Genomic DNA, 24,503 nt, shown 5'->3' with positions numbered 1-24,503 from the left:
GTCCAAGCGCCGGGCTGGCGCATGGCTAATAACAATGCCTTCCGGGGCCGTTACCGGGTGGTGTTCGGCCGAAGTAACCTGGCCACTGTGAAGCTAATGGGCCGCAAGAGAGGCCAGGAGGACGACCCGCAGACCGGCCTCGACGAGACGACGGCGGAAGCCGGCGCCGACGGTGCGCCGCGCGGCTCGGTCCGGACCGGCCCGAAGGGCCGGCCCACCCCCAAGCGCAGCGAAGCCCGGCGCAACGCCAAAAAGGGCCCGGTCGCGCCGGCCCCGATGACCGCGTCCGAGGCCCGGGCCCGGCGCAAATCGCTGGCCGGTCCCAAGCTCAGCCGCGAGGAACGCCGGGCCGAGCGCGCGGCCAGCCGCACGCGGATGACGGATCGCCGCGAGCGCATGCTGGCCGGCGACGAGGCGTACCTGTTGCCGCGCGATCAGGGACCCATCCGGCGCTACGTGCGCGACGTGGTGGACTCCCGGCGCAACGTCCTGGGTCTGTTCATGCCGGCGACGCTGTTGCTGTTGTTCATGTCGTTCGGGGTCCCGCAGCTGCAGCTGTACGCGTCCCCGGCGATGCTGGTGCTGATGCTGCTCATGAGCATCGACGGGCTGGTCCTGGGCCGCAAGGTCAGCAGGCTGGTGGACGCGAAGTTCCCGGACAACACCGAAAGCCGTTGGAAGCTGGGCCTTTACGCCGCGGGCCGGGCGTCGCAACTGCGCCGCATGCGGGCGCCCCGGCCCCAAGTCGAGCGCGGCAACAGTGTCGGCTGACCGGCACCCGAAAGCCGCCTGATCCCGGTGCGCACCCTGGTGCTCGGGGGGATCAGGTCGGGCAAGTCCCGCTGGGCCGAGGAGGCCATCGCCACGTCGCTGCCACCCGGCCAGCCCGTCCGCTACCTGGCGCCCGCGCCGGCCGGCGGGAAGGATACAGCGTGGGCGGAGCGGATCGCGCGGCACCGCGACCGCCGGCCCGCGCATTGGTCGACGGTCGAAACCGACGACGTCACAGCGCAACTGCGGCAGTCGCCGGGTACCCCGACGCTCGTCGACGACCTCGGGGGCTGGCTGACCGGAACGCTGGACCGCAACCACGGGTGGGACGGCGGGTCGGTGGCCGCGCCCGTCGATGAGATCGTGGCCGCCATCGGCGAATTCGGCTCCACCCTGGTGCTGGTCAGCCCGGAGGTCGGGCTGACCGTGGTGCCGGCCACCGCGTCCGGGCGCCGCTTCGCCGACGAACTGGGCAGCCTCAACCAGCGCCTCGCCGCGCTGTGCGATCGGGTGGTGCTGGTGGTGGCCGGGCAGGCCATGCAGATCAAACCGGCGGGGGCGTGATGGAATTCGCACCGGTATCGCCGCCCGACGCGGCCGCCGCGGCCGCCGCGCGCGCCCGCCAGGAAACGCTGACCAAGCCGCGCGGCGCGCTGGGCCGCCTCGAGGACCTGTCGGTGTGGGTCGCGTCGTGCCAAGGCCGTTGCCCGCCAACCCAATTCGAGCGTGCCCGGGTGGTGGTGTTCGCGGGCGACCACGGCGTCGCGCGGTCGGGAGTGTCGGCCTACCCGCCGGAGGTCACGGCCCAGATGGTCGCCAACATCGACGCCGGCGGCGCGGCGATCAACGTGCTGGCCGGCCTCGCCGGGGCGACGGTGCGGCCGGCGGACCTGGCCGTCGACGCCGAGGCGGCCTCGGAGCGCATCGGCGCGCACAAGGTGCGGCGCGGCAGCGGCGACATCACGATGGGCGACGCGCTGTCCGACGACGAGGCGGCCGCCGCGATCGCAGCGGGGCGGGCCATCGCCGACGAGGAGGTCGACGGCGGCGCCGACCTGCTCATCGCGGGCGACATGGGGATCGGGAACACCACCCCCGCAGCGGTTTTGGTGGCGGCGCTGACCAACGCCGAGCCGGTCACGGTGGTCGGCTTCGGCACCGGGATCGACGACGCGGGCTGGGCGCGCAAGACCGCCGCGGTGCGCGACGCCCTGTTCCGGGCGCGCGCCGTGCTGCCCGATCCGGTCGGGCTGCTGCGCTGCTGCGGCGGCGCGGATCTGGCCGCGATGGCGGGCTTTTGCGCGCAGGCCGCGGTGCGGCGCACCCCACTGCTGCTCGACGGCATGGCCGTGACCGCCGCGGCGCTGGTCGCCGAGCGCCTGGCGCCCGGCGCCCGGGCGTGGTGGCAGGCCGGTCACCGGTCCACCGAGCCGGGCCATCAGCTGGCGCTGGCCGCCCTCGAGCTGGAACCGATCCTGGACCTGCGGATGCGGCTGGGCGAGGGCACCGGCGCCGCGGTGGCGCTGCCGGTGCTGCGCGCCGCGGTGGCCGCGCTGGCGTCGATGGCGACCTTCACCGACGCGGGGGTAACCGGACCCGCCCCACCCCCGTGATGCGTTCGGTGGCAACGGCTTTCGCGTTTGGCACGGTGCTGCCGGTGCCGGGGGCGCTGGGCGCGCCGATGGGTCGCGGCGCGATGACCGCGCTGCCCGTGGTGGGCGCGGCGCTAGGCGCGCTGGCCGCTGGTGTCACCTGGTGTGGCGCGTGGGCTTTCGGCGCGTCCAGCCCGCTGCCCGGCCTGCTCGCGGTGGCGGCGCTGCTCTTGGCAACCCGCGGGCTGCACATCGACGGCGTCGCCGACACCGCCGACGGGCTGGGCTGCTACGGCCCGCCGCAGCGCGCGCTGGCGGTGATGCGCGACGGCTCGACCGGGCCGTTCGGGGCGGCGGCGGTTGTGCTGGTGATCCTGCTGCAGGGGCTGGCCTTCTCGGCGCTGCCGCCGGCCGGCGTCGCGCTGGCGGTCTTCGCCGGCCGGGTGGGCGCGGTGTTGGCCTGTCGCCGCTCGGTGCCGGCGGCCGAGGGCAGCGCGCTGGGCGCGCGCGTCGCCGGCAGCCAGCCCGCCCCGGTGGTGGGCGCGTGGCTGGTTGCGCTGCTGGCGGTTTCGCTGCTGGCCGGCCCGCGGCCGTGGCAGGGGCCGGCGGCGGTGCTGGTGGCGGTGGGCGCCGGCGCGGTCCTGGTCGCGCACTGCGTGCGGAGGTTGGGCGGCATCACCGGTGACGTGTTGGGCGCCGCGATCGAGCTGACCGCGACGGTGTGCGCGGTGGCGCTGGCGGGCCTGGTGCGCTTCTAGGCGCCTAGCGAAGGTTGTCGATCCAGCCCGCGGCGTCGTAGTCGACCTCCCGGGTGCCGAGGTAGATCATCGGCAGCAGACCCATGCCCGACAGCCGCTTCAGCGAGTCTCGGGCATTGGTCGCCTGGGTCTTGGCGGCCTTGGCCCGCTGACCGCTGCTGATGCAGTCGCCGACCGGCTGCGGCGCTCCGGTTTTCTGCGCCAGCTGAGCCAGATCGGCGTTGCTGCGATCGGTGGGGGCGTCGGTTTTCTGCTTCGGCTGGAAGTCTCGCGCGAACAGCGCCGCGTAGAAGTCCTGATAGCGGTCGGGATCCCCGGATTCGGCCACACAGAAACTCGCGGCCACGGCGCGCGTCGAGTAGTCGCCGCTGGCGGATACGTTGTCGAACTCGTCGAGCAGGTGATAGCGCACGGCTATCTTCCTGTCACGCAACGCCTTACGGATATCACCCGCCGAGGCCTTGGTCAGGCGCGTGCACGGGTCACAAAGGGGGTCGGTGAACACGTCGATCGTGCTGCCGGCGCGCGCGCTGCCCACGAAGACGCCGTCGGTGCTCGGGAAGACCTTGATCGCGTTCGCGTGGGCGGTCCTGATGTCGACGCACAGCCAGACCACCAAACCGGCCACCGTGACGACGGCCAGCGCCGCGGCGGCGCGGACCCCGATGCGCCGCAGCGCGTCGGCCGAACGCGGCGCCCGCGGCGGCCGCGGCAGCGGAACCGGCAGCGGCGGCGCGGGTTGCAGCGATGCCAGCGCGGCGTCCAGCGCCGCGGACGACTGATCGGGCGGGGCCGAATGGGAATAGTCGACCATCCGGTGCGCCAGGAACCGCGGCGGCAATGCGGTGGTGGGCGGCTCGGCCAACACCGGCAGCACCGGTTTGGCCAGCCGCTGCGCCCAGTCGAATTGCCTTGTGCAGCTTGGCGATTGCAGCGCGGCCGGCGTGATGACCGGGACGAACACGTCGGCCTCGGCGACGGCGCGCATGGCCCGGTCCCACGATTCCCGGTCGACGGGCGACGCGCCGTGAACCGAGGCCTGGTAGTGGCGCGCGTGTAGCTGCTCGACCAGCTGGCGCACGCCGGGATGGTCGTCCGGGGCGCCGCAGATGAACACCTTGGGCACGGTCAGCCGCCCTGCGCGTCGGGCGCCACGGGCTTGCCGGGACACTGCAGCCGGTAGTCGATCGTCGGTGAGATCCATTCGCGCCACTGCCGGTGGCTCATGTTGGTGGCGATCTTCTCGCACAGGGCGTTTTGCGCGTTGAACGGAAACGGCCAGGTGTGCAGGTACCGGTCGACGCCCCCGGCGAGCAGCGCGTTTCCCTCCGGGCTGAAGGCCACACCCAACACGGGGTCGGCGCTGGCCGTCAGCGGCGCGCCGACGGGACGGCCGGTTTGGGAGTTCCACAGCCGCACGGTTCCGTCCTCGCCGGAGGACGCGATGTAGTGCCCGTCGGGCGAGATCGCCACCACGTCGACCTTGCCCGTGTGACCGGTCAGCGGTGTCCCGATCTGGTTGAGCCGCGCCACATCCCACCGCCGCACGGTGCCGTCGAAGCTGCCGGAGATCAGCATGCGGCCGTCCGGGCTGAACGTGACGCTGTACACCAGGTCGGCGTGGCCGGACAGCTGGCCCTTGAGCCGGCCGCTGCCGGCGTCCCACAGCCGGATGGTGCTGTCGTCTCCGCCCGCGGCGATGACCGTCCCGTCGGGGCTGACGGCCACGGTCTCCAGCGGGGGCCCCTGCCCGGTGAGCGCCGATCCGATCGGGGCGCCCGTGTGCGCGTCGAAGCTCTGCACGGCCCATTGCTTGGCTTTGTCGTCGTTTCCCGCGACGACGATGCGCTGCCCGTCGAGGCTGTAGGCCACCGCGGCCAGCGAGGTCATGGCCGTCGGGATGGCACCGGGATTCGCCAACTTGCCGGCGCGCACGTCCCAGATGTAGAGCTTGCCGTCCCAGCTGGCCGAGGCGATCTGCCGGCCGTCGGGGCTGAAGGCGAGCCAGCCCACCCCGGCGGGCGTGCAGTCGGGCCGGTCCGCGCACGGGGACATGTCGCGGATGGGCCGGTAGTCGGTGCCGGGTCTCCACACCATCACGTGCCCGTCCTTGCCGCCCGACGCGAACACCCCCGGCACGGCGGGATCGAACGCCACGACGTTCACCCGGGCTTTGTGGCCGTCCAGCGGAATGGCTTTGGACACGTTGTTCCACACCTGGATCCCGCCCGCCGGGCTGCTGGACATGGCGCCCAGCGTGCCCCGCTCGCAGCTTTCGTTCGGGTCGCACCAGGACACGGGGTTGAACGCGACGGTCTGCACCGGGTCGCCGCGGCGGGTCGAGGGCAGCAACAGGCTGAACCCGTAGGTCGACGAGCCCTCACCGACGTCCCACCACCGGATGGTGCCGTCCTGGCTGCCCGACATCAGGATGCCGCCCCTGGGGGTGAACGTGACCGCATTGACGGGCGCGGTGTGCACGGTGTGCGGCTTGCCCTTGTCCCTCAGTTCGGCGCCCACCGGCCGGCCGGTGTCCATCCCGTTCCATATCCAGATCGATTGGTCGAAGCTGCCCGAGGCCAGCCGGCGGCCGTCCGGGCTGAACGCGAGGGACAGGATGGTGCCGGACTGTCCCTTCAACGGATCACCAAGGGCCGCACCGCTATCGGGGTTCCGCAGCCAAATGGTCTCGTCGGTGCTGCCCGACGCGAGCCGGTGGCTGTCCGGGCTGAACGCCACGCTGTACACGCCCCCGCCCTGCCCCTTCAGCGCGGGCATGCTGGGCCGCAGCGTCCGCGGGTCCCACAGCTGCACGCTGCCGTCGTTCTCGCCGGTCGCGAGGTGGTTGCCGTCGGGGCTGTAGGCCAGCGACTCGATTCCGGGATTGGTGTTGGCCGGGTCGGGCTTGGGGCGACACGCGGATCCCACGCTCGTGGTGCAGGTGATCAGCTCACCCTTGTCCACGTCCCACAGCCGCAGCTCGCCGTCCTCGCTCGCCGACACCAGGCGGGTTCCGTCGGGGCTGAACGCCGCGCCGGTGATGGGGCTGTGGTGACCCAGCAGCGGGCGGCCAATCTCGGCTCCGGAGTCGGCGTTCCAGATCCGCACCGCGTAGTCGAACCCGCCGGAGGCGATGCGCCGGCCGTCGGCGCTGTAGGCCGCCGTCGAGGTGAGGCCCGGGGAGATCAGCTTGCTGGCCCACGACAGCTTGACCGCGGCCGCGACGGCATAGTCGGCGGTCGTTTCCGGCGAAAGCATCGTCGCGGCAAGCATTTCCTGGATCGCCCGGGCATCACTGCCGGGCCGGTCCCGGTTGAGGATGCTCAGCGCGTCGGCGCCCACCTTCTCGGCGGTGGCCTGCAGGAAGCCCTTGCGGGCCTCGTTGCGGTCGTGGTCGGCCTGAATCTGGGCTTGGACCGCGAAGCCGAGGCTCAGGACCGCGACGGTGGCGATGACGCCGATGACCGCGATCGCCCGCCGCAGCTTTCGCGAGTGTGCCCGCTCCTCCTCGGCGAGCGCCTCGGCGGCCTCCCGGCGTTCGCGCTCGATGCGCACCGCGTCGGCGGTCCGCTGGTCCTCGGCCTGCCGCGAGGCCGCCAGGAATTCCCGCACGCCGGCCAGCCGCGCACCGAATTGCGTTGACTCGGCCAGCCTTTCGGCGTCGGCCAGCCGGGTGCGGGTCAGCAGCCAGTCCGGGTTGCGGTGGGCGTGCCACCCGGCCGCGCTGCGCTCGATGTCGTGCACGTTCTTGAGATCCTCGCGCTGCTGGTCCAGCCAGCCGCGCAGGTCGTCCCAGTGCTGGAACAGGCTTTCCAGCGCGACCTCGACGACCACCCGCCCGCGCTCGTCGCGGTCGCGGACCAGCAGCCGCCGCTGCACCATCTTGTCGATCAGCGGCAGGGCCGCCTCGGGGAGCTCGGACTCGGGCGCCACGCGGCGCATCGGCCGGTTGTTCTCGGGGTTGATGTTCACCAGGCACGGGATGAAGGCCGCGCGCAGCAGCGCCATGGCCCGCTGGCGTTCCTGGCCGTCGGCCGGCAGGACCTGCCGAACCTCGTTGTTGACCACGTCGCGCATGCCGCCCATGCGGCGGTAGTTCTCCAGCGTGAACCGGCCATTGCGGTGGTAGCGCCGATACAGCCGGTCGAGGGTCAGCGCCAGCAGCGGCAGGGTGTCGTCGCCTTCGGCGTCGGTCATCAGCTGCGCCACCAGGTCCGGGTCGAAGGTCAGCGGGGTCTTCTCGCTGACGCGCCGCGCCGGCCCGGTGATGACTTCCTTGTGCTCACTGGCCGGCATCGGTTTGAGGTCGTTGAACAGCACGGCGCCGATGTCGCGCAGCGCCGGATAGGTCTGCATCCGCTCGTAGCGGTCGGTGCGGATGGTGGCGGCCACGATCAGCCCGACGTCGGCGGTGTTCATGCGGGTGAGCAACTGCGCGACGAGTTCGAGGAACCGCGCGGCCTCGGTGCCCGGTCGGGCGGGAATCAGCTCCTCGGCCTGATCCAGCGCCAGGACCAGCGTGGGAGCGGTCAGCGCGCGTTCGTCGCGGGAGACCCCGGCGCGGCGGATCCCGTCGCCGATGCGCAGCACGACCGTCTTGGCGGTGTCGATCGGGTCGGCCGGGTCGTGGCGCGCCGCCGCCGCGTCGCGCATCCGCCCGAACAACTCGCAGAGGCGGCCCGCGTCGCCCCGTCGGCACGCGTCCTCGATGTCGTCCACCGACGCGGCGGTCACCCCCAAAGCGCGCCGTCCCTGCTCGACGGCGGCGACCAGGCCCTGCTCGCCGGTCAGCGCATGGCCGGCCCGGACCAGCCCGAGAACGGCGAAGTTGCGGTCGTCGCGCTGCAGCCGCGGGATCAGGCCCGCCCGCAGAAACGACGACTTGCCACTCCCCGAAGGCCCGAGCACCACGAACATCGACTCGGGGCCCGGGAACCGGTCCGGCGCGGGAAAACGCATGTTGCGCAGCGCAGCCCGCCCCGCCGCGATGGCCGCGTCGCGGCCGAAGAAGACCCCCGCGTCGATGTCCTCGAACGGTTCCCAGCCGCGGTAGGGCGCCCGCTCGGGGTCGCTGCGGGGTGGCCACAAAAACGAGTCCGGCCCAATCCCCGGCCCTTCGATCAGGCGGCGGATCTTGTGCAGCGCAGCGGTATTGAACGACACCGGCGGCCCGTCGGGCACCGTCGGCGGGTCGGCGACCACCTCGACCTCGGTCATCGGGCCGTCGCGGAACAGGTCGCAGCGCTGCCAGTGGGAAGTGATGTCACCCTTGGGTTCGCCGGCCTGACGCCAGTCGGCGTCGCCCAACTCCTCCAGCCGTGCGATCACAATCCCCTTGCCCGTCCGGTCCGCCAGCTCGTACTCGATCAGGCATTCCTTGGAGGCGATCCAGTCGCGTGATACCAGACAGAGCAGCCATTCGCAGCCGGTGTTGCGCAGCAGCAGCTCTTCCTTCCACTGGCGGCCGAGCTGCAGGCCCGTCTTGTCGTCGATGTCGAGGAAGATCTCGGTGGCGAGCTCGGGGCGGCGCTCGGTCAGCCACTGTCGCAGGGCCACGGCCTCCCGGTTGTTACGGCTGGAATGGCTCATGAAGATACGTAACATGCCAGACTCCGAGGGGCGTAAAGCGCGATTGGCCGCCAAGTTTGCCAGGTCGCCGGGGTTTTGGAGGAGTTTTGCGGGCATCCCCCACGCGCGGCGGATGCGCCCGGCCGCTGCCCTGCGGTGCGGTGACGGAATCGGCGAGGCCGCAAGGGATCTGTTCGCGGCGCGGCGCTACTCCATCGAGAGCAGCATGCCGCCGCCGTCGGGCAAGGCGGCCTGGAACGCCTGCTGGCTGTTGCCCATCAATTGATAGAAGCCCGACCGCCCGGTCGCGGAGTTGTACAGCGTGATCCAGCCGCCCCAGATTTGCGTCGTGCCCTGGTTGTTCTGGACGTCGGCGGTGAAGTCGACCTCGAACAGCTGCTGAAAGTTGTTGCCCTGTATGGTCTGTGGCTGCCCCGGGTTCTCCTGGACGTTGGTGTAGCCCTGGGCCCGGATGCTCTGGTTGACCAGTAATGTCGCCTCGCTCAGGATGTCTTGGGTGTTCGCCTTGCCGGCCGCCGCGTACACCGTCGCGTTGCGGGCACGGTTGACGAGCGAGACCCACGACGGGCCCTGATCGTAGATCGTCCACCCCGCGGCGGGTGCCACGCTGACCCGGCCATCCAGGTCGATGGGGCCGGACTGCAGCGCCAGTGGCGTGGCGACCGACGCCAGCCGCATGTCGCCCAACCGCGCGTCGCCGGGCCGCCCGCTGGCCGGCCGCAGGGCGCCGACCGCGCCGGCGCTGTGCGGGGCGATGCCGCCGCCGTGCCCCGGCGTGGGCGGCGTGGGACGCGGGGCGTTGCCGCTTTCGACCACCATCACGCTGATCGCCGCGGCGACCACCACCACCGCGACGACGATCGCGGCCACCGCGGCCGCGCGCATCCGATGCTCGATCGCCTCGGCGGTTTCGGTCTGCTCGCCCGTGTCGGCGGCCATCGCCGCGTGCAACCCGTTGCGGGCGGCCAGCATCCCGGCCCCCGCCAGCACGAACGCGACCATCGCCGTGAGCACGATCCCGCGCGTGCCGTAGGGCTGCAGCAGCGTCGTCGCCAGCTCGTAGGCCACCACCAGCGCCAGCCCTTCGAGCACGCCCACCAACGGGTTGACCCCCGGGACGCGCAGGCCCAGCACACCCAGCATCGCGGCGGTCGCCAGCACGATCGGCTGCAAAAACCCCAGCGTCAGCGCGATGAACGCCACGTGCGCCGGGTCCCCGGCGGTCGCCTGGATGTGGCTGAACGCCCCGTGCTGCACCACGACGCTGAGCCCCAGCGACAGCGCGGCGCCGCCGAGCGAGCACGCCACCACCACGTCCATCGGATGGCGAAACGCCGTGCGAACGCTGATCAGCAGCGGCGCGATGAGGACCGCCACGAACGCGACGGCGGGCACCACCAAGCCCAGTTGCACGATCCGGGCGGCCGGCGGTAGGTGATACGCCGTCCCGCCCGTCACCAGGATCGAGTCGATGAAATACGTCTCCAGCAGACCCACGCCGATTCCGAGCAGCAGCGGAAGCCCAAAAGCCACGGCTATCAACTTGATTGGCTCGTCGTGCCACAACCGGTGGTCGTGGACGTAAACCAGCACCGCCGCCGGCAACGCCACCGCCGCCAGCACCAGCGCCACCGGCAACGACCCCAGCCCGGCCGCGATCAGCGCCGCCAGCAGCGCCAGCGCGGTCACGTTGCGGTACAGGTGATGTCGCCGCTCCGCCATGTGCGGCATCAGCGTCCCCATCAGCGCCACCGGGCGGCGGGTCGCCCCGGATGCGGGATTGTTCGGGCTGGCCATTTTACCTACCTCCAGGATTTCGGCAGAATGCTGACCGCGGGGGAATTACCTTCCAACTTCTCGCCGTGCCGGCGCGGAACAGGCCGAGGCGAAGCCACCCATCCAACCAGCCCAACCGGTCGACATAGCCGCTCCGTCGCGTAAGCAGGCCTAAAAAGGCGAAAATGCGCGAGATGAGTTTACGACCATTCACGCCGCGAGGCGAGCAGTTCTTTTTGCTCGCCAAACGCCTTTTGCTTCGCGCTCTTCGGCATCAGGTGGACGCCGGCGCGCGCAGCGCCGCGTCCAGCGAGTCGGCCAGTGCCGCCGGCTCATCGATGCCCACCGCGTGCACGCGCCCCGAGCCGGCCTGCGCCGCCACTCGGCGGCCGGCCGCGGCGCCGGCCAGCGCGGCGGCGAACACGTCGGCGGTGCCGCCCGACCCGGCGATCACGATGACCGGGCGGTTCGCTTCGAGGCTGTGCCGGACGTCGGAGTAGGCGATCTGCCCGCCGTTGATCAGCACCGTGACCGAGCGCGCCGGACCGGCGACGGCGGTTGCGGTGCGGGCGATCCACGGCGCCTCGGCGCCCCAGTTCTCGCCCGGGACCACGACGAAGTGGGTGTGGTGGGGTTCCAGGACGCTCTCGCCGCGACGGGAGGGGCGCCGCAGCGGCCCGGCGGCCACCACGCCGACGAGCGGGAACGTGGCGCCACGGGCCGCGCGGGTTTCACCGAACAGGCGCATGACGCCGAACCGGGTGCCGCCGTCCACACCGACGGCCGCGTGCGTCTCCATCGCCGGCGCGATGACGTCGGCGAACAGCGGACGCAGCCGGTCCATGCGGTCGTCGGACAAGCCGGCGGCGCCGCCGACGACCACCACGGCCGGTCGCGGCGGGTGCAGTCCCAGCGCGGCCAGCGCCGGGCCCAATTGGCGCGCCGCGCCGACGTGCACCACCCGCGCGGAGTCCGATTCGGTTGCGGCCCAAGCCAACCGGTAGTCGCCGGGCCCAGCCGTCGGGTGCGCCCCGTCCCCAGCGGACATGCGGCCTCCCGTCCGTATCACGACCGAGTCACGACCGAACCTATCCGCGCCGCGGCCCGGGCTGCAGCGGATTCCCCGGAATCGCGCGGGGTGGCGGGTCGGTGGCTCACAATGACAGCTGATGGCAGCGGATGCTCCCTGGATCACGATCACCGGGCTGGACGGCTCGGGCAAGACGACGTTGGTGCGGGCCTTGGCGGAGGAGCTGGGCGGGTTCGCATTCCGGTTGCCCTATCACGGGTTCGTGCGGCAGTACCTGGACCTGTCGGGGGACGGGTCGGCATTCGGTGACATCCACACCGACCGCCTGCTGTTCGCCACGGACGCCCGACTGACCAACACCCTGATCCGGCAATGGCGCCGCGCGCACCCGCTGCTGCTGTCCCAGCGGGGCTGGATGGACAATTTCGTCTTCGGGGCGGTGCAGGGCGTCAGCTACGAGGCGACCGACAAGCTGCTGCGCACGGCGGAACTCGAACGCCCCACGGCGATCGTCTACCTCACCGCCGAGCCGCGGGTCGCCTTCGCGCGCATCGCCGCCGACGAAAACGCCGACAAGTACGAGACCCTCGACTTCATCACCGAACAGCACCGGCAGACATCCCGGTTCTGCGAAGCGGTGGACGCGGGCGCGCCGGCGGTGGCGGCCTTCGCGGGCGTCCCCGCCCTCGTGGTCGACACGACCGCCAAGACCACCGACGCCGTGCTCGACGAGGCGCGGGAATTCTGGCGGCGCACGGTTTCCGGCCGGGTGGCGCAATGAGATTCGACAACGTCGTGCTGGTCGACATGGACGGAGTGCTGGCCGATTTCGACGCCGCCGTGCTGGATCAGCTCCCGCCCCGGATCGCGCGCGTGGCACGGAAAAACTTCTACATCGCCGAGGACTATCCGCGCCACGTCGCGGACGTGCAGCACATCACCAGCCATCCGGACTTCTTCCTGAACCTGCCGTTGGTCGACAACGCGCTGCGGGGATGGCAACGGCTCATCGACGCCGGGTACCACCCGCGGGTATGCTCGGCGCCGCTGTCGCGAAACAAACGGTCGGCGCCGACCAAGCTGGCGTGGCTGCGGCGGCACTTCGTGCCCCGGTTCGGCGAAATCGTGGTCAGCGAGGCGATCATCGACCGGGAGAAGTACCGCTACGACGCCCTGGCCCTGATCGACGACCGCCCGGACGTCGACACCGGCGACGGCCGGGCCACCTGGCGCCACATCGTGTTCGACCGCCCCTACAACGCGCACTCGGGCGCGGGGCTGCGGATCCGCGGCTGGGACGACCCGCTCCTGGAAGACACGCTGGAAGCCGCGCGCTGACGGCGCGGCCCGCAGTATCGTGATGCCGATGTGGGGCGGGTCGGTCGAGCCGATTGCGCGGGCCATCCACGAGCGATGGCGCAGCGACCAGATCGCGGCGGGCAGGCCCGCGCCGTCCTGGCGCGAGCTCGACGACTCGCGCAAGGAGTCCAATCGCGCCCAGGCGCGCGACATCCCGGCCAAGCTGCGCGCCGTCGGCTGCGAGCTCGCCCCGCTGCGCGACGGCGACACCGGCGCGGCCGCAGCGAATTTCGCGTTCACCGGCGAGGAAGTCGAGACGCTGGCGGCCGCCGAACACGCCCGCTGGGTGCGCGAACGCGTCGCGGACGGCTGGACCGCCGGCGACAAGGACGCCGCGCGGAAGACGACGCCGTACCTGATGTCCTTCGACGAGTTGCCCACCGACATCGCGGAATACGACCGCAACTTCGTCAGGGAGATCCCCCGGTTGCTGGCATCGGTGGGGCTGCGCGTCGTCCGCACCCCGGGTTAGACGCCGGCCGTCTCCTGTTCCGTCGCCGCCACTTTCGGCCCGTTGTAGACCGGAACGGGTCCCCGGTAGCGGCGGCGAAACTCGTCGCCGGGCACCGGCCATTGCTCGCCGCGATCGCCCTGGATCACGAAGTCGCCCTCCTCCGCGATGACCGGGCCTTCGAGCGTGTGGACGGTCTCGCCGGGCCGCGCCGGGCGGGCGAGCACCGTTCCCCCGCGCTCCCACTGGTTTCCGTGCCGGTGCCGGTGCGACGCGCGGAAGATGTCGTCGCGCACCGACCAGCTGTTGACGCCGTCGCGCACTTCCCAGTCGCCGCCCGCACCGCGCGCCGGCTGGCCCGACGCGGTGGTCCACGTCCATCGCCGGCGGCGGCGAGTCGCCGTCACCGTCCCGACCCGCTCGTAGGTGTCCCACATCGGCTGCGAGCGGTAGCCGAGTTTCATCAGCTCGATCAGCGTGCCGGCCAGGCTTTTCAGCGCGGCGGCCTTCAACTCCGGGTCGACTACGGTGGCTTCCCAGCTGTCCACCAATTTCTCGTGGCGCTTGCGGGTTTCGTCGCGCTTGTCCCCCAGCGACCACCCGTGCTTTTTGAGGTAGCGGCTCCAGTCCTCCCATTCCGCCTGCGCCATCGCGCAGGCGGTGTCTTCGCTGAATCCCAGCCGCTGCAACTTGGCCAGCGCGATCTGGGAGTCCGCAAAGCTTTTCAGCGCGGCGGCTTTCAATTCGGGGTCGGCGAGCGTGGCCTCCCAGTCGTCCACCAGCCGCTCGTGTTGCCTGTCCGCGACGTCGCGCCGGGGGCCCCAGCTCCAGCCGCGGTCGCGCAGATAGCGACTCCAGCGTTCCCATTCCGCCCGTGCCATGGCGTAGACGGCGTCTTCGGAGAACCCCAGCGGTTGCAGGGATTTGACGGCGGCGTCGGCGGCGTCGGCGGGTTGGCCGTCGGTGACCCCGTCAAACCCCTGCAGGCTCTCCGGGGAGACGCGATCGTCGGACGCGTCCGCGGTGTTCCAGGTGTGACCCGCGATCTTTTCGACCATCCACAGCGCGTTTTGCAGCTGGCGGCGATTGGAGCCCCGATAGAAGTCGCTGAGTTCCTCCCAGGGCTGCGCCGACGGCTTGGTGCGGTCGGATTGCGTCGCCGCGTATCGCTCGTGGATCAACATGGCGGCGCGCTCGAAGTTGTCGTGGGCGTGGCCATCCGGCAGTTGCATCCCGAGGCGGTAGGTGCGCAGCTCGCAGGCGACCGGTATGCGTTCGGCGTTGATCCGGGCCGCCGGATCGCACATGTAGATCGGCATGGTGGGATGGCTCGCCGCCAGCCGCGTCCCCAGGATCGGGTCGGCGGCCGCGGCCGAGTCGGCCACGATGACCGCCTTGGTGGAGTCCACGCCCTCGGTCTGCTCGACGACCCGCCCGACCACCGCGGCGGACGGCGCGGCGGCGACCCGGTCAACGGGTAGCGGCTCGCCGCGGAATCCCTTGCGCTGCTGGCGTGCCTCGTGGTCCCGGACGAACTCGTCGGCGTCGGGCGCGACGAGCGTCAGCGCGGGCAGCTCGGGCTCGCCAGCCGGCGTGTGGAAGCAGCGTTCGGTGTGCCGCATCGCCATCTCGGCGCACAGCGCGAGGGTCAATTGCGAAGTGCCGCAGACGATGATCCGCCGCACCGATTTGTTGGCCAGGACCTGGTCGATCAGCCGCCGGGCGGTCGCCTCGTACTTCGAGACCGTGTCCGCGGCCCACAGGTGGTCGGAGTCGCCGGCGTGGTGGCCGAACTGCTGGGCCCGCCACGCCTCGGCCAGCCACGGGTCGTCGACCCGCACGATCAGGGGGATGCGTCGCTTGGTGGCGACGGGCGCCAGCCGTTGGCTGATGGTCGACAGCCGCAGCAGGTTGGTCGACGGGTCGGCCGACAGCAGGTACAGCCCACTTAGGCGGCGCCAGAACCGCTGCGCCACAAGCGCTCCCGGCCGGTCGAAGCCGACCTGCACGACGCACGCGCCCTGCCTGCGGGCCTCGGCCACGCAGGCCTTGTCGAGGGTGTCGGCCATGAGCACCAAGGCGCCGCCGGGCCGCAGCGTGTGCGCGATGGGGCCGATCATCGACGCCGAGTCGTCGTCGAGATCCACCACCACCGTGACCCAGCGCGCCCACGCGGCGCGCAGCCGGTCGGACTGCGCGCGGAACGCCGCGGCCGCCACCCCCACCAGGCTGATGAAGATCGCCGCGACGATCGCCAGCCGCGCGACCTCCAGCGCGGCCGGCGTCGGCTTGGGGCACAGCCCGGTGCCGTCGAGCGCCTCGTCGCCGATGCCCCCCTTGACCAGCGACACCGTCCACAGCAGCGGGCCGATGAACGTCGGATGGTCGGCGTTGGTGCAGCGCCAGAACGAGCTGAGCCCCAACAGGAGCGTGATCGCCGTCAGGCCGATGACGATCATGACCGGCGCCGCCGCCGACGAGCGATTGCGCCGCAACCGGTAGGTGAGCGCGCACAGCAGCGCGATGACGACCGCGACGAGCACGACCGGCACCCAGTTGGCGCCCAGCGCCAGCCACGCCCACCAACGGGGCCACCGCCGGTTCGGGTCAATCGCCGGCAGTGCCAGGCAGGCGACGAGGCCGACCGTGACGACCAGCAGCACGACCTGGGCGATCCGCAACACCGGGCCACCGGCCGAATCCTCCTCGCGCCGTTGGCGTTTGGTCGAGAGATGCGCGCCCGGGTGCAGCGTCATGGCCAGCGCTTGAGGCAACCGTCTTCGTCACCGAGCACGCCCACGCGGAAGGCCGCCACCCGGGCGAACACCGACGGCGCCGACTCGCCGTTGACGTCGCCGGCGGCCCGGCCGTTGGTGAGCAGCCCGGACACGGCCTCGTCGACGTCGCCGCCGCTGAGCCCGATCGTGTCGCCGCCCGACACCGTCACGGGCTTGGACAGTTTGGCCGTCGCGACGCCGGTCAGGCACGCCGTCCGCAGCCCCGCGTTGGTGTTGTCGAGGGCGAGTCCCCCGTGCTGCTTCTGCACGGCCAGCATGAACCGCGACACCAACACCGAATAGGCCGTGTAGTCACCGAACAGCGGCCCCATCATGTCGACGGGCGAACCGCGGGCCAGGCTCGTGCCCAGCAGGACGAGCCGGGGCATGTCAACGACGATCGTGTTGCTGGCCGGGCAGTACCACGCCGGCGGGCTCGGGCGGGCATCGGGGCAAGGGGGCGGTTCGAACGCGAGTTGAGGCGGCGGCTGCGGGGAGAACAGCTTGTTCAGCGCCTCGGTCACCGACTTCGCGGTGTCGGCGTTGATCAGCGTCTCGCCCGTGGTGCCGTGCTCCAGCAGTTCCTTGGGCAGGCTGCTGCGCCGCTGCTCGATCTCCTTCTCGTCGATGCCCGCGCAGGTGGAAATGCCGCCGTCGAAACCGAATTGGAACGCCGTCACCCGTTCGAACGCCGAGCCGTGCACCAGGCGTCGTTCCACGGGATTGCCGGCGGTCAACAGCGGGTCGCGAATCCCGATCATGACCATCAGCAGCTTGGCCAGGCCGTCGCCGGTGCTCAGCGTGAAGCGGGCGGATTTGCCGTCGGCCACCCAGCGCATGTAGGCGCCCGCGAAGCAGTCGGCCTGCTGTTCGGCCACCGTCGCGGTGGCGACGTTTTTGACCTCGACCAGCTCGGCCATGTGCTGGATCGCGTGGCCGTACTCGTGGGCGAGCACGACCACCGCGCCCATCTCGCCGCCGGTGTCGCGCTGCTGGGGCATCAGCACGCCCCGATCCCAGCCGATGGTGTTGTACGACGGGGTGCACAGCGCCGGTGGGCTGGGCCGGTCGTCGGGGCAGTTCTGGTCGCGCGGTTCGGTGCTGCCGCACCACATCGCGTTGACGGTCTCGTGGGTCGCCTCGCCGCAGAACGACCCGTTCTTGTACCGGGAGTCCCACGAGAACACGGCGTTGACGGGGGTGAACTTGCCCTTCAACGGCGCGGCGTAGGCGCCGCCCCAGAACTGCTCGATGTCCGAAACCGCCATGGCGGCAAGGTTGTCGATGTCACCGCCGTCGCCGTCCTCGATCGGGCGCGTCGGCCCGGGGGCGCCGGGCCGCAGCCCGGAGGTTCCGTTGACGACGGGCGCGCCCGCCACCTGCGACGGGTTGGGCGCCTCCGGGATGGGGGGCCGAAACTCGGGCGGGCCCGGGGGGTGGTGCGTGCAACCGGCGACCAGCACGGTCACGCACGCCGCGGCGCCCAGGAGGCGGCTGAATGTGGTCCGGCGGCCGGCGCGTGGCATCGCTGGTCACCCGGCCGGGGCCAGCGCGACCAAAATGGTGTCGGCGCTGGAGAAATGTTGTTCGGCGGTGCGCAGAAAGGACACGAAATCGTCGAGCTTGACCATGCTGCGCTTGGCGATCGACTCCATGCAGGCTTGCGAGGCGCTGTCGAAGTTGTCGATCGCCTGCTGGACCTCGACGGTCAGTTTGGGGTCCGGGGTGGGCATCCCGTTGCGCAGGCCCTCGTTGGCGTCGCGCAGCTGTGTGCAGTTCGCTTGCAGCTTGTCGCCGTCGATCGGACCGGGGGTCTGGATGATGGCGAACGCGCCGTTCTCCGCCTTGTGGATGTCTTCGACGTGGGGCGCGACGTGCGAGATCCAATCGGCAAGGGGGACTTGCGCGTTCGCCATCGGTTGCGGCGCGGCCAGCACGCCGGCCACCGCCACCACGACGGCACCGAGTCCAGCGGCGCGGTCCGCCAGGAGATTTCGCGACCGCGTCGAAGCGCTCGTCAGGAAAGCCACCATCGTCGGACTTCCGCGTCTCCGTGTAGGGGGCCGCCCCACAACGGGAACAGCCCAGGACGAAGGTAGGTTAGCTCGCCGGTTCGGCAGCGCGCGGTGGTTTTTCCGGATTCGGCCGTCCCCGGCGCGGCGTCGCGAACCACGCCAGCAGCGCGAGCGCGGTGAGCGCCCACGCGCCGCCCATCAGGTGCTCGAAGCCGTTCCACAGCCGCTCCCGCCCGTTGTCGTGCGGCAGGAACAGCCACGGCGGCACCAGGGCCACCACGGCCACGGCCAGCCCCGCGGCCAGGTTTGCCGCGCCGCCGACCGCCGCCCAGCGCAGCAGGAGGTAGGCGGCCGTCGCCGACAGCCACAACCAGTGATGGCCCCACGCCACCGGCGAGCAGAGCAGGCCGATGAACGCGGCGGACAGCAGCGCCGCGACCCTGTCCCCGGCACGCCGGCTCACCTCGATGGCGGCGACGGCCAGCACCAGCACCGCCAGCGTCGCGCCCACCGCGACGGCGCCGCGCCACGGGTCGAGGGCGGGGACGCGCTCGATGACCCCGCGCAGCGACTGGTTGGACGCGAACCGCAGCTGGCCGATCCGCGCGGGGTCGAAGGCGGTCGCGGACAAGTAGCGGACGGTGTCCGAGGGGGCCGCCAGCCAGCCCGCCACGAGCGCGGCCGCGGCGGTCCCCAGAGACACGGCCAGGGGGCGCCACTGCCGGGTCACCAGGAAATATCCGATGAACACCGCGGGGGCCAGCTTGATCGCCGCGGCGAGCCCGACCAGCAGCCCGCGGGGCCACGGCACCGCGGGCGCCAGCACGTCGAGCGCCACCGCGGCGGCCAGGATCAGGTCCAGCTGGCCGTAGGTGAAGTTGCCCTGGACCGGGGTGCTCAGCACGAAGACGAGCGCCGCGGCCAGCGTGGCGGTCGCGGTGCGGGTCGACAGGGGCGCGGTCAGCCAGCGCAGCCCGCGCAGGCGGTCCCACCCGTCGTGCACGGTGGCGAGCAGGACGCTAAGCAGGCCCGCGCAGGCGGCGGCGTTGAGGACGACCATCGCCGCGATCGCGGCGCCGGCGGGCACGATCGCCAGCGGGACGAACGCCAGCGCGGCGAACGGCGGATAGGTGAACGGCAGCCCGCCCGGCGACTGGTTGACGGTCCCGAAGTCGGCGGCGTACAGCGGGTTGCCCGCGAGCAGCGCGTGGCCTCCGGCGCGGTACACCAGCGCGTCGATGTATCCGGGCTCGCCGCTGCGCACCCGGATCAGCTGGACCACACAGAACGCCGCCGCCCAGGCCGCGGCGGTCGCCGCCAGGATCGCCGCCGGCACCCAGCGCGGCGCGCCCGTCCGCTCCGGGCTCGGGCGTTCGGAGACCGCTACGTCATCGATGTGTCAGCCCAGCCGGGACATCCAGCCGTGGGTGTCGGCGAAGGTGCCCCGCTGGATGCCGGTCAGCGTGTCGCGCAGCGCCATCGTGACCTCGCCCGGTTGCCCGTCGGCGATGGTGAACTCGGATTCGCCGTGCTTCACCCGCGCGATCGGGGTGATGACCGCGGCGGTGCCGCAGGCGAACACCTCGGTGATCTCGCCGGCGGCGGCCTTCTTCTGCCACTCGTCGATATCGATCTTGCGTTCCTCCACCGCGAACCCGGCGTCGATCGCCAACTGCAGCAACGAATCTCGCGTGATGCCGGGCAGCAGCGAGCCGGACAACTCGGGGGTGACCAGCCGCGCCGATCCGCCGCTGCCGAGCACGAAGAAGATGTTCATGCCGCCCATCTCCTCGACGTAGCGGCGTTCGACCGCGTCCAGCCACACCACCTGGTCGCAGTCGTTTTCGGCGGCCTCGGCCTGGGCCAGCAGCGAGGCCGCGTAGTTCCCGCCGAACTTGGCCGCGCCGGTGCCGCCCGGGCTGGCCCGCACGTATTCCGTCGACACCCAGACGGTGACGGGGCTGATGCCGCCCTTGAAGTACGCGCCGGCCGGCGAGGCGATCACCAGGTAGCGGTACCGCTTGGCGGGCCGCACGCCCAGCCCGGACTCGGTGGCGAAGACGAACGGCCGCAGATACAGCGCCTCTTCGCCGCCCGCCCGCGGCACCCAGGCCTCGTCGACGGCGATGAGCTGGCGCAGGGATTCGACGAACACGCTTTCGGGCAGCTCGGGAATCGCCAGCCGCCGCGCCGACGAGCGCAACCGGGCCGCGTTGGCCTCCGCGCGAAACGACACGATCGAGCCGTCCGCCCAGCGGTACGCCTTGAGCCCTTCGAAGACTTCCTGCGCGTAGTGCAGCACCAGCGCCGAGGGGTCCAGTTCGATCGGGCCGTACGGGATGACGCGCGCGTCGTGCCAACCCCGGCCCTCGTCGTAGTCGATCGACACCATGTGGTCGGTGAAGTATTTGCCGAAACCCGGCTCGGCCAGGACTGATTCGCGCTCTGCGTCGGTCGCGGGGTTATCCGCGCGCAGAACCGTGAACTCGAGTGAGTCGCTGGTCATGCGGCCGATTCTATATCCGCGCGCCACTGGTTTTTTGCCACGTTAACCCCCGGCGGCTAGCGCGTTTTCGCGGTGACGAAGGGCGGGCGGACCACCTCGCACTCGACGGCGCGGCCACGGACGTCGACGGTGATCCGCCGGCCGTCCTCGATGCCCGCATCGGTGTCGATCAGCGCCAGCCCGATGCCGGCCTGCAGCGTCGGGGAGAACGTCCCGGATGTGGTGATCCCGACCGGTTTTTCGCCGGCCAGGACCGTCAGCCCGGGCCGCAACACCCCGCGGCCGACCATCCGCAGCCCGCGCAGCAGCCGGCGCGGGCCCGCCGCCTTCTCGGCCAGCAGCGCGTCGCGGCCGAAGAACGCGTCCTTCTTCCAGCCGACGGCCCAGCCACAGCGGGCCTGCAGCGGCGAGATGTCGAGGGAAAGCTCGTGTCCGTGCAGCGGATAACCCATCTCGGTGCGCAGCGTGTCGCGGGCGCCCAGCCCGGCGGGCTCTCCCCCGGCGGCGCTCACCGCCGCGATCAGCGCGTCGAACACCACGCCCGCGGAGTCCCAGGGCGGCAGCAACTCGTAGCCGTGCTCGCCGGTGTAGCCGGTGCGGCACACGCGCACCGGCACGCCCGAGTAGGTCGCGTCGGCGTAGCCCATGTAGTCCATGTCGGCCGGCAGGCCCAGCTCGTTCAGCACGTCGGCCGATCGCGGGCCCTGTACGGCCAGCACCGCGTAGGAGCGGTGCTCGTTGGTGATGGTCACGCCTCGCGGGGCGGCGGCGCGCAGCGCCGCGACCACCGCGGCGGTGTTGGCGGCGTTGGGCACCAGGAAGATGTCGTCGTCGGCGACGTAGTAGGCGATCAAATCGTCGACGACACCGCCGGATTCGGTGCAGCACAACGTGTATTGGGCCTTGCCGGGCCCGATGCGATCCAGGTCGTTGGTGAGCGCGGAGTTGACGAATTGGGCGGCGCCCGGCCCGCGGACCGACGCCTTGCCGAGGTGGCTGACGTCGAACAGGCCGACCGCGTTGCGGGTGGCGTTGTGTTCGCTGACCGTGCCGGCATACGACACCGGCATCATCCAGCCGCCGAACTCCGCGAAGGTGGCGCCCAGCTCGCGATGGCGGTCGGCGAGGGGCCCCTTGAATAGCTCGGTCACGGCGACCAACCCTAATCGGCGGCCCGGCTGGCACACTGTGGTAGGTGGCCGACTCCTTGGATTTCGGAGAGCTCGAGGCCGCGGGAATCGCCAACGCCCGCGAGCGGGCCGACCTGATCAAGTACCTCGACGGGCTGGGCTTCACGGTCGACGAGATGGTCGCCGCCGAGCGCCGCGGCCGCCTGTTCGGGCTGGCCGGCGACGTCGTGGCCGGGTCGGGACGGCCGATCCACACGCTGCAGAGCGCCGCCGAGCAACTGGGCATTTCGGCCGGTGACGTGGCGCACGCGTGGGCGTTGCTCGGGCTGACCGTCGCCGGTCCCGACGTTCCGGCGCTCAGCCAGGCCGACGTGGACGCCCTGGGCACCTGGCTCGCGGTCAAGGCGGTGGTGGGCGAGGAGGGCGCGTTCGGGATGCTGCGGGTGCTCGGCGCCGCCATGGCCCGGCTTGCCGAGGCCGAGTCGACGGTGATCCGCGCCGGGACGCCCGACATCCAGATGGAGTACACGCACGACGAGCTGGCCACGGCGCAGGCGTACCGCTCGGTCGCCGAGTTCGTGCCGCGAATCGGGAAGCTGATCGACGTCGTGCACCGGCACCATCTGACCAGCGCCCGCACCTACTTCGAGGGTGTCCTTCGCGACACGTCGGCCAGCGTCGTGTGCGGCATCGGTTTCGCCGACCTGTCCGGCTTCACCGCGCTGACCCAGACGCTCACGCCGGCGCAGTTGTCGGCCCTGCTCACTGAGTTCGGGGGCACCGTGGCCGACGTGGTGCACGGCGACGGCGGCCGGGTGGTGAAGTTCATCGGCGACGCCGTGATGTGGGTGTGCTCGTCGCCCGAGGGGCTGGCGCGCGCCGCGATCGACCTCGTCGACCATCCGCGGGCGCGCGAGGAGGGCCTGCAGGTGCGCGCCGGCCTGGCCTACGGCACGGCGCTGGCCATCAACGGCGACTACTTCGGCATCCCGGTCAACCTGGCCGCGCGCCTCGTGGCGGCGGCGGCGCCGGGGCAGATCCTGGCCGCGGCCGATTTGCGCGACGAGTTGCCGGGCTGGCCCGCGGTCGCGCAGGACCCGTTGGCGCTCAAGGGTTTTGACGGCCCGGTCACCGCCTTCGACCTGCACGGCGGGGACGCGGCGGGGTAGGGCTACACGCGCGGCGATTAGGGTGGTTTGCCGTGAGCACCGAACCGGGCTACCACGCCCCCACCGTTACCGTCGCTGCAACACTGCCCAGACGCGGCGTAGGTTCCGCGGTCTTGCTGGTGCCGGTCGTCTCGACCGGCGACGAGGACAAGCCGGGCACCGTCGTCTCCGCGACCGGCCCGTTCCTGAGCTCCGACGCCGTCGCCGAGATCGAGGCCGGCCTGCGGGCGCTGGAGGCCACCGGCGCCGGCGAACAGGTGCACCGCCTGGTGGTGGCGTCGCTGCCGGTGGCCAGCGTGCTGACGATCGGGCTGGGCAAGCCGCGCTCCGAGTGGCCGGCCGACACGATCCGGCGCGCCGCGGGGGTCGCGGCGCGCTCGCTGGGCCGCGCCGAGGCGGTGCTCACCACCCTGGCCGGGCTGCCGGGCGATGACGTGTGCTCGGCGGCCGTGGAGGGGCTGATCCTGGGCAGCTACCGGTTCACCGAGTTCCGCAGCGACAAGACCGCGCCCAAAGACAACGGGCTGCGCAGTGTCACCGTGCTGTCCACCGCGAAGGACGCCAAGGACCAAAGCGCGCACGGAGCGGCCGTGGCGACGGCCGTGGCCACCGCCCGGGACTTCGTCAATACCCCGCCGAGCCACCTGTTTCCCGCCGAATTCGCCAAGCGCGCAAAGGCTTTGGGCGAAGCCGTCGGCCTCGAGGTGGAGGTGCTCGACGACAAGGCGCTGGCGAAGGGCGGCTACGGCGGGGTGATCGGCGTCGGGCAGGGCTCGTCGCGCCCGCCGCGGCTGGTGCGGCTGACCCACCGCGGCTCCAAGCTGGCCAAAAAACCCAAGCAGGCCAAGCGGGTGGCGCTGGTCGGCAAGGGCATCACGTTCGACACCGGCGGGATCTCGATCAAGCCGGCCGCGTCCATGCACTACATGACCTCGGACATGGGCGGCGCCGCCGCGGTCATCGCGACCGTCGCGCTGGCCGCGCAGCGGAAGCTGCCCATCGACGTGATCGCCACGGTGCCGATGGCCGAGAACATGCCGTCGGCGACCGCACAGCGCCCCGGCGACGTGCTGACCCAGTACGGCGGGACCACGGTCGAGGTGCAGAACACCGACGCCGAGGGCCGGCTCATCCTGGCCGACGCGATCGTCCGCGCCTGCGAGGACCAGCCGGACTACCTGATGGAGACCTCCACCCTGACCGGGGCGCAGACGGTCGCGCTGGGCGCCCGGATCCCCGGGGTGATGGGCAGCGACGAGTTCCGCGACCGCGTCGCCGCGATGTCGCAGCGGGTGGGCGAGAACGGCTGGCCGATGCCGCTGCCCGACGAGCTCAAGGACGATTTGAAGTCCACCATTGCCGACCTGTCCAACATCAGCGGGCAGCGCTTCGCCGGCATGCTGGTGGCCGGGGTGTTCCTGCGCGAGTTCGTCGCCGACGGCGTCGCCTGGGCGCACATCGACGTGGCGGGCCCCGCCTACAACACCGGCAGCCCGTGGGGCTACACGCCCAAGGGCGCCACCGGCGTGCCGACCCGCACGCTGTTCGCGATGCTGGAGGACATCGCCGAGAACGGTTAG

The 24,503-nt window shown here is 71.7% G+C and carries 19 protein-coding genes; 9 read left to right on the top strand and 10 right to left on the bottom strand.

Annotated elements, in window-relative coordinates; genetic code table 11:
- The first annotated feature begins 87 nt into the window (after positions 1–87).
- From AC5Y4Z_RS17490 to AC5Y4Z_RS17475, 4 genes are read left to right on the top strand one after another with little or no spacing between them, the layout of a single operon-like run.
- Positions 88–771, top strand: a complete 684-nt coding sequence (locus AC5Y4Z_RS17490) for a DUF3043 domain-containing protein (RefSeq protein ID WP_499965720.1) — start codon at positions 88–90, stop codon at positions 769–771.
- 27 nt (positions 772–798) lie between these two features.
- Positions 799–1,335, top strand: a complete 537-nt coding sequence (locus AC5Y4Z_RS17485) for a bifunctional adenosylcobinamide kinase/adenosylcobinamide-phosphate guanylyltransferase (RefSeq protein ID WP_499965719.1) — start codon at positions 799–801, stop codon at positions 1,333–1,335.
- Positions 1,332–2,384 (top strand): nicotinate-nucleotide--dimethylbenzimidazole phosphoribosyltransferase, encoded by a 1,053-nt coding sequence (gene cobT / locus AC5Y4Z_RS17480; RefSeq protein ID WP_499965718.1) that lies wholly within the window; start codon positions 1,332–1,334, stop codon positions 2,382–2,384. The genes AC5Y4Z_RS17485 and cobT overlap by 4 nt, the downstream gene beginning before the upstream one ends.
- The gene (locus tag AC5Y4Z_RS17475) at positions 2,381–3,121 is read left to right on the top strand and encodes an adenosylcobinamide-GDP ribazoletransferase (RefSeq protein WP_499965717.1); all 741 of its coding nucleotides are present in this window, start codon (positions 2,381–2,383) and stop codon (positions 3,119–3,121) included. The genes cobT and AC5Y4Z_RS17475 overlap by 4 nt, the downstream gene beginning before the upstream one ends.
- Positions 3,122–3,125: 4 nt before the next feature.
- Here the strand turns inward: AC5Y4Z_RS17475 and AC5Y4Z_RS17470 are convergent, their stop codons facing one another.
- From AC5Y4Z_RS17470 to AC5Y4Z_RS17455, 4 genes are all read right to left on the bottom strand, one after another.
- Positions 3,126–4,247 (bottom strand): TIR domain-containing protein, encoded by a 1,122-nt coding sequence (locus tag AC5Y4Z_RS17470; RefSeq protein WP_499965716.1) that lies wholly within the window; start codon positions 4,245–4,247, stop codon positions 3,126–3,128.
- A gap of 2 nt (positions 4,248–4,249) precedes the next feature.
- Positions 4,250–8,710, bottom strand: coding sequence for an nSTAND1 domain-containing NTPase (locus AC5Y4Z_RS17465; protein WP_499965715.1), 4,461 nt, complete (start codon positions 8,708–8,710; stop codon positions 4,250–4,252).
- Positions 8,711–8,896: 186 nt separating this feature from the next.
- A complete protein-coding gene (locus tag AC5Y4Z_RS17460) occupies positions 8,897–10,507 on the bottom strand; it encodes a zinc ribbon domain-containing protein (RefSeq protein WP_499965714.1) in 1,611 nt (536 codons plus the stop codon).
- Positions 10,508–10,760: 253 nt separating this feature from the next.
- Positions 10,761–11,534, bottom strand: coding sequence for a hypothetical protein (locus tag AC5Y4Z_RS17455; RefSeq protein ID WP_499965713.1), 774 nt, complete (start codon positions 11,532–11,534; stop codon positions 10,761–10,763).
- Between the two features lie 121 nt (positions 11,535–11,655).
- Between AC5Y4Z_RS17455 and AC5Y4Z_RS17450 the strand changes: the two genes are divergently transcribed.
- Genes AC5Y4Z_RS17450 through AC5Y4Z_RS17440 form a run of 3 tightly spaced genes read left to right on the top strand, consistent with a single transcriptional unit; the run spans position 11,656 to position 13,347 of the window.
- Positions 11,656–12,297, top strand: coding sequence for an AAA family ATPase (locus AC5Y4Z_RS17450; protein WP_499965712.1), 642 nt, complete (start codon positions 11,656–11,658; stop codon positions 12,295–12,297).
- Positions 12,294–12,854, top strand: coding sequence for a 5' nucleotidase, NT5C type (locus tag AC5Y4Z_RS17445; protein ID WP_499965711.1), 561 nt, complete (start codon positions 12,294–12,296; stop codon positions 12,852–12,854). The genes AC5Y4Z_RS17450 and AC5Y4Z_RS17445 overlap by 4 nt, the downstream gene beginning before the upstream one ends.
- 28 nt (positions 12,855–12,882) lie before the next feature.
- Entirely contained in the window at positions 12,883–13,347 is a 465-nt protein-coding gene (locus AC5Y4Z_RS17440) for a RyR domain-containing protein (protein ID WP_499965709.1), read from the top strand.
- Here AC5Y4Z_RS17440 and AC5Y4Z_RS17435 read toward each other — a convergent pair.
- From AC5Y4Z_RS17435 to gcvT, 6 genes are all read right to left on the bottom strand, one after another.
- Entirely contained in the window at positions 13,344–16,082 is a 2,739-nt protein-coding gene (locus AC5Y4Z_RS17435; RefSeq protein ID WP_499965708.1) for a hypothetical protein, read from the bottom strand. The genes AC5Y4Z_RS17440 and AC5Y4Z_RS17435 overlap by 4 nt on opposite strands.
- Positions 16,079–17,629 (bottom strand): neutral zinc metallopeptidase, encoded by a 1,551-nt coding sequence (locus AC5Y4Z_RS17430; protein WP_499965707.1) that lies wholly within the window; start codon positions 17,627–17,629, stop codon positions 16,079–16,081. Before AC5Y4Z_RS17430 ends, AC5Y4Z_RS17435 begins: the two co-directional genes overlap by 4 nt.
- Before the next feature lie 6 nt (positions 17,630–17,635).
- Entirely contained in the window at positions 17,636–18,136 is a 501-nt protein-coding gene (locus AC5Y4Z_RS17425) for a hypothetical protein (protein WP_499965706.1), read from the bottom strand.
- Between the two features lie 67 nt (positions 18,137–18,203).
- Positions 18,204–19,454 carry a glycosyltransferase 87 family protein gene (locus AC5Y4Z_RS17420; RefSeq protein ID WP_499965705.1) on the bottom strand — a complete coding sequence of 417 codons (1,251 nt, stop codon included), beginning with the start codon at positions 19,452–19,454 and terminating at the stop codon, positions 18,204–18,206.
- Positions 19,455–19,517: 63 nt separating this feature from the next.
- Complete coding sequence (locus AC5Y4Z_RS17415; protein ID WP_499965704.1) at positions 19,518–20,624, bottom strand: branched-chain amino acid aminotransferase; 1,107 nt, start codon at positions 20,622–20,624, stop codon at positions 19,518–19,520.
- A 56-nt stretch (positions 20,625–20,680) separates the two neighbouring features.
- On the bottom strand, positions 20,681–21,784 hold the full coding sequence (gene gcvT, locus AC5Y4Z_RS17410) for a glycine cleavage system aminomethyltransferase GcvT (protein ID WP_499965703.1): 1,104 nt from the start codon (positions 21,782–21,784) through the stop codon (positions 20,681–20,683).
- A 35-nt stretch (positions 21,785–21,819) separates the two neighbouring features.
- Here gcvT and AC5Y4Z_RS17405 point away from each other — a divergent pair, with 35 nt between their 5' ends.
- Positions 21,820–22,923, top strand: a complete 1,104-nt coding sequence (locus AC5Y4Z_RS17405) for an adenylate/guanylate cyclase domain-containing protein (protein ID WP_499965702.1) — start codon at positions 21,820–21,822, stop codon at positions 22,921–22,923.
- 32 nt (positions 22,924–22,955) lie between these two features.
- Entirely contained in the window at positions 22,956–24,503 is a 1,548-nt protein-coding gene (locus AC5Y4Z_RS17400; RefSeq protein WP_499965701.1) for a leucyl aminopeptidase, read from the top strand.

Source organism: Mycobacterium sp. NGS63, from assembly GCF_059812295.1.
The sequence above is the reverse complement of the archived record's forward strand: the minus strand, read 5'-3'. Positions and strand labels throughout refer to the sequence as shown.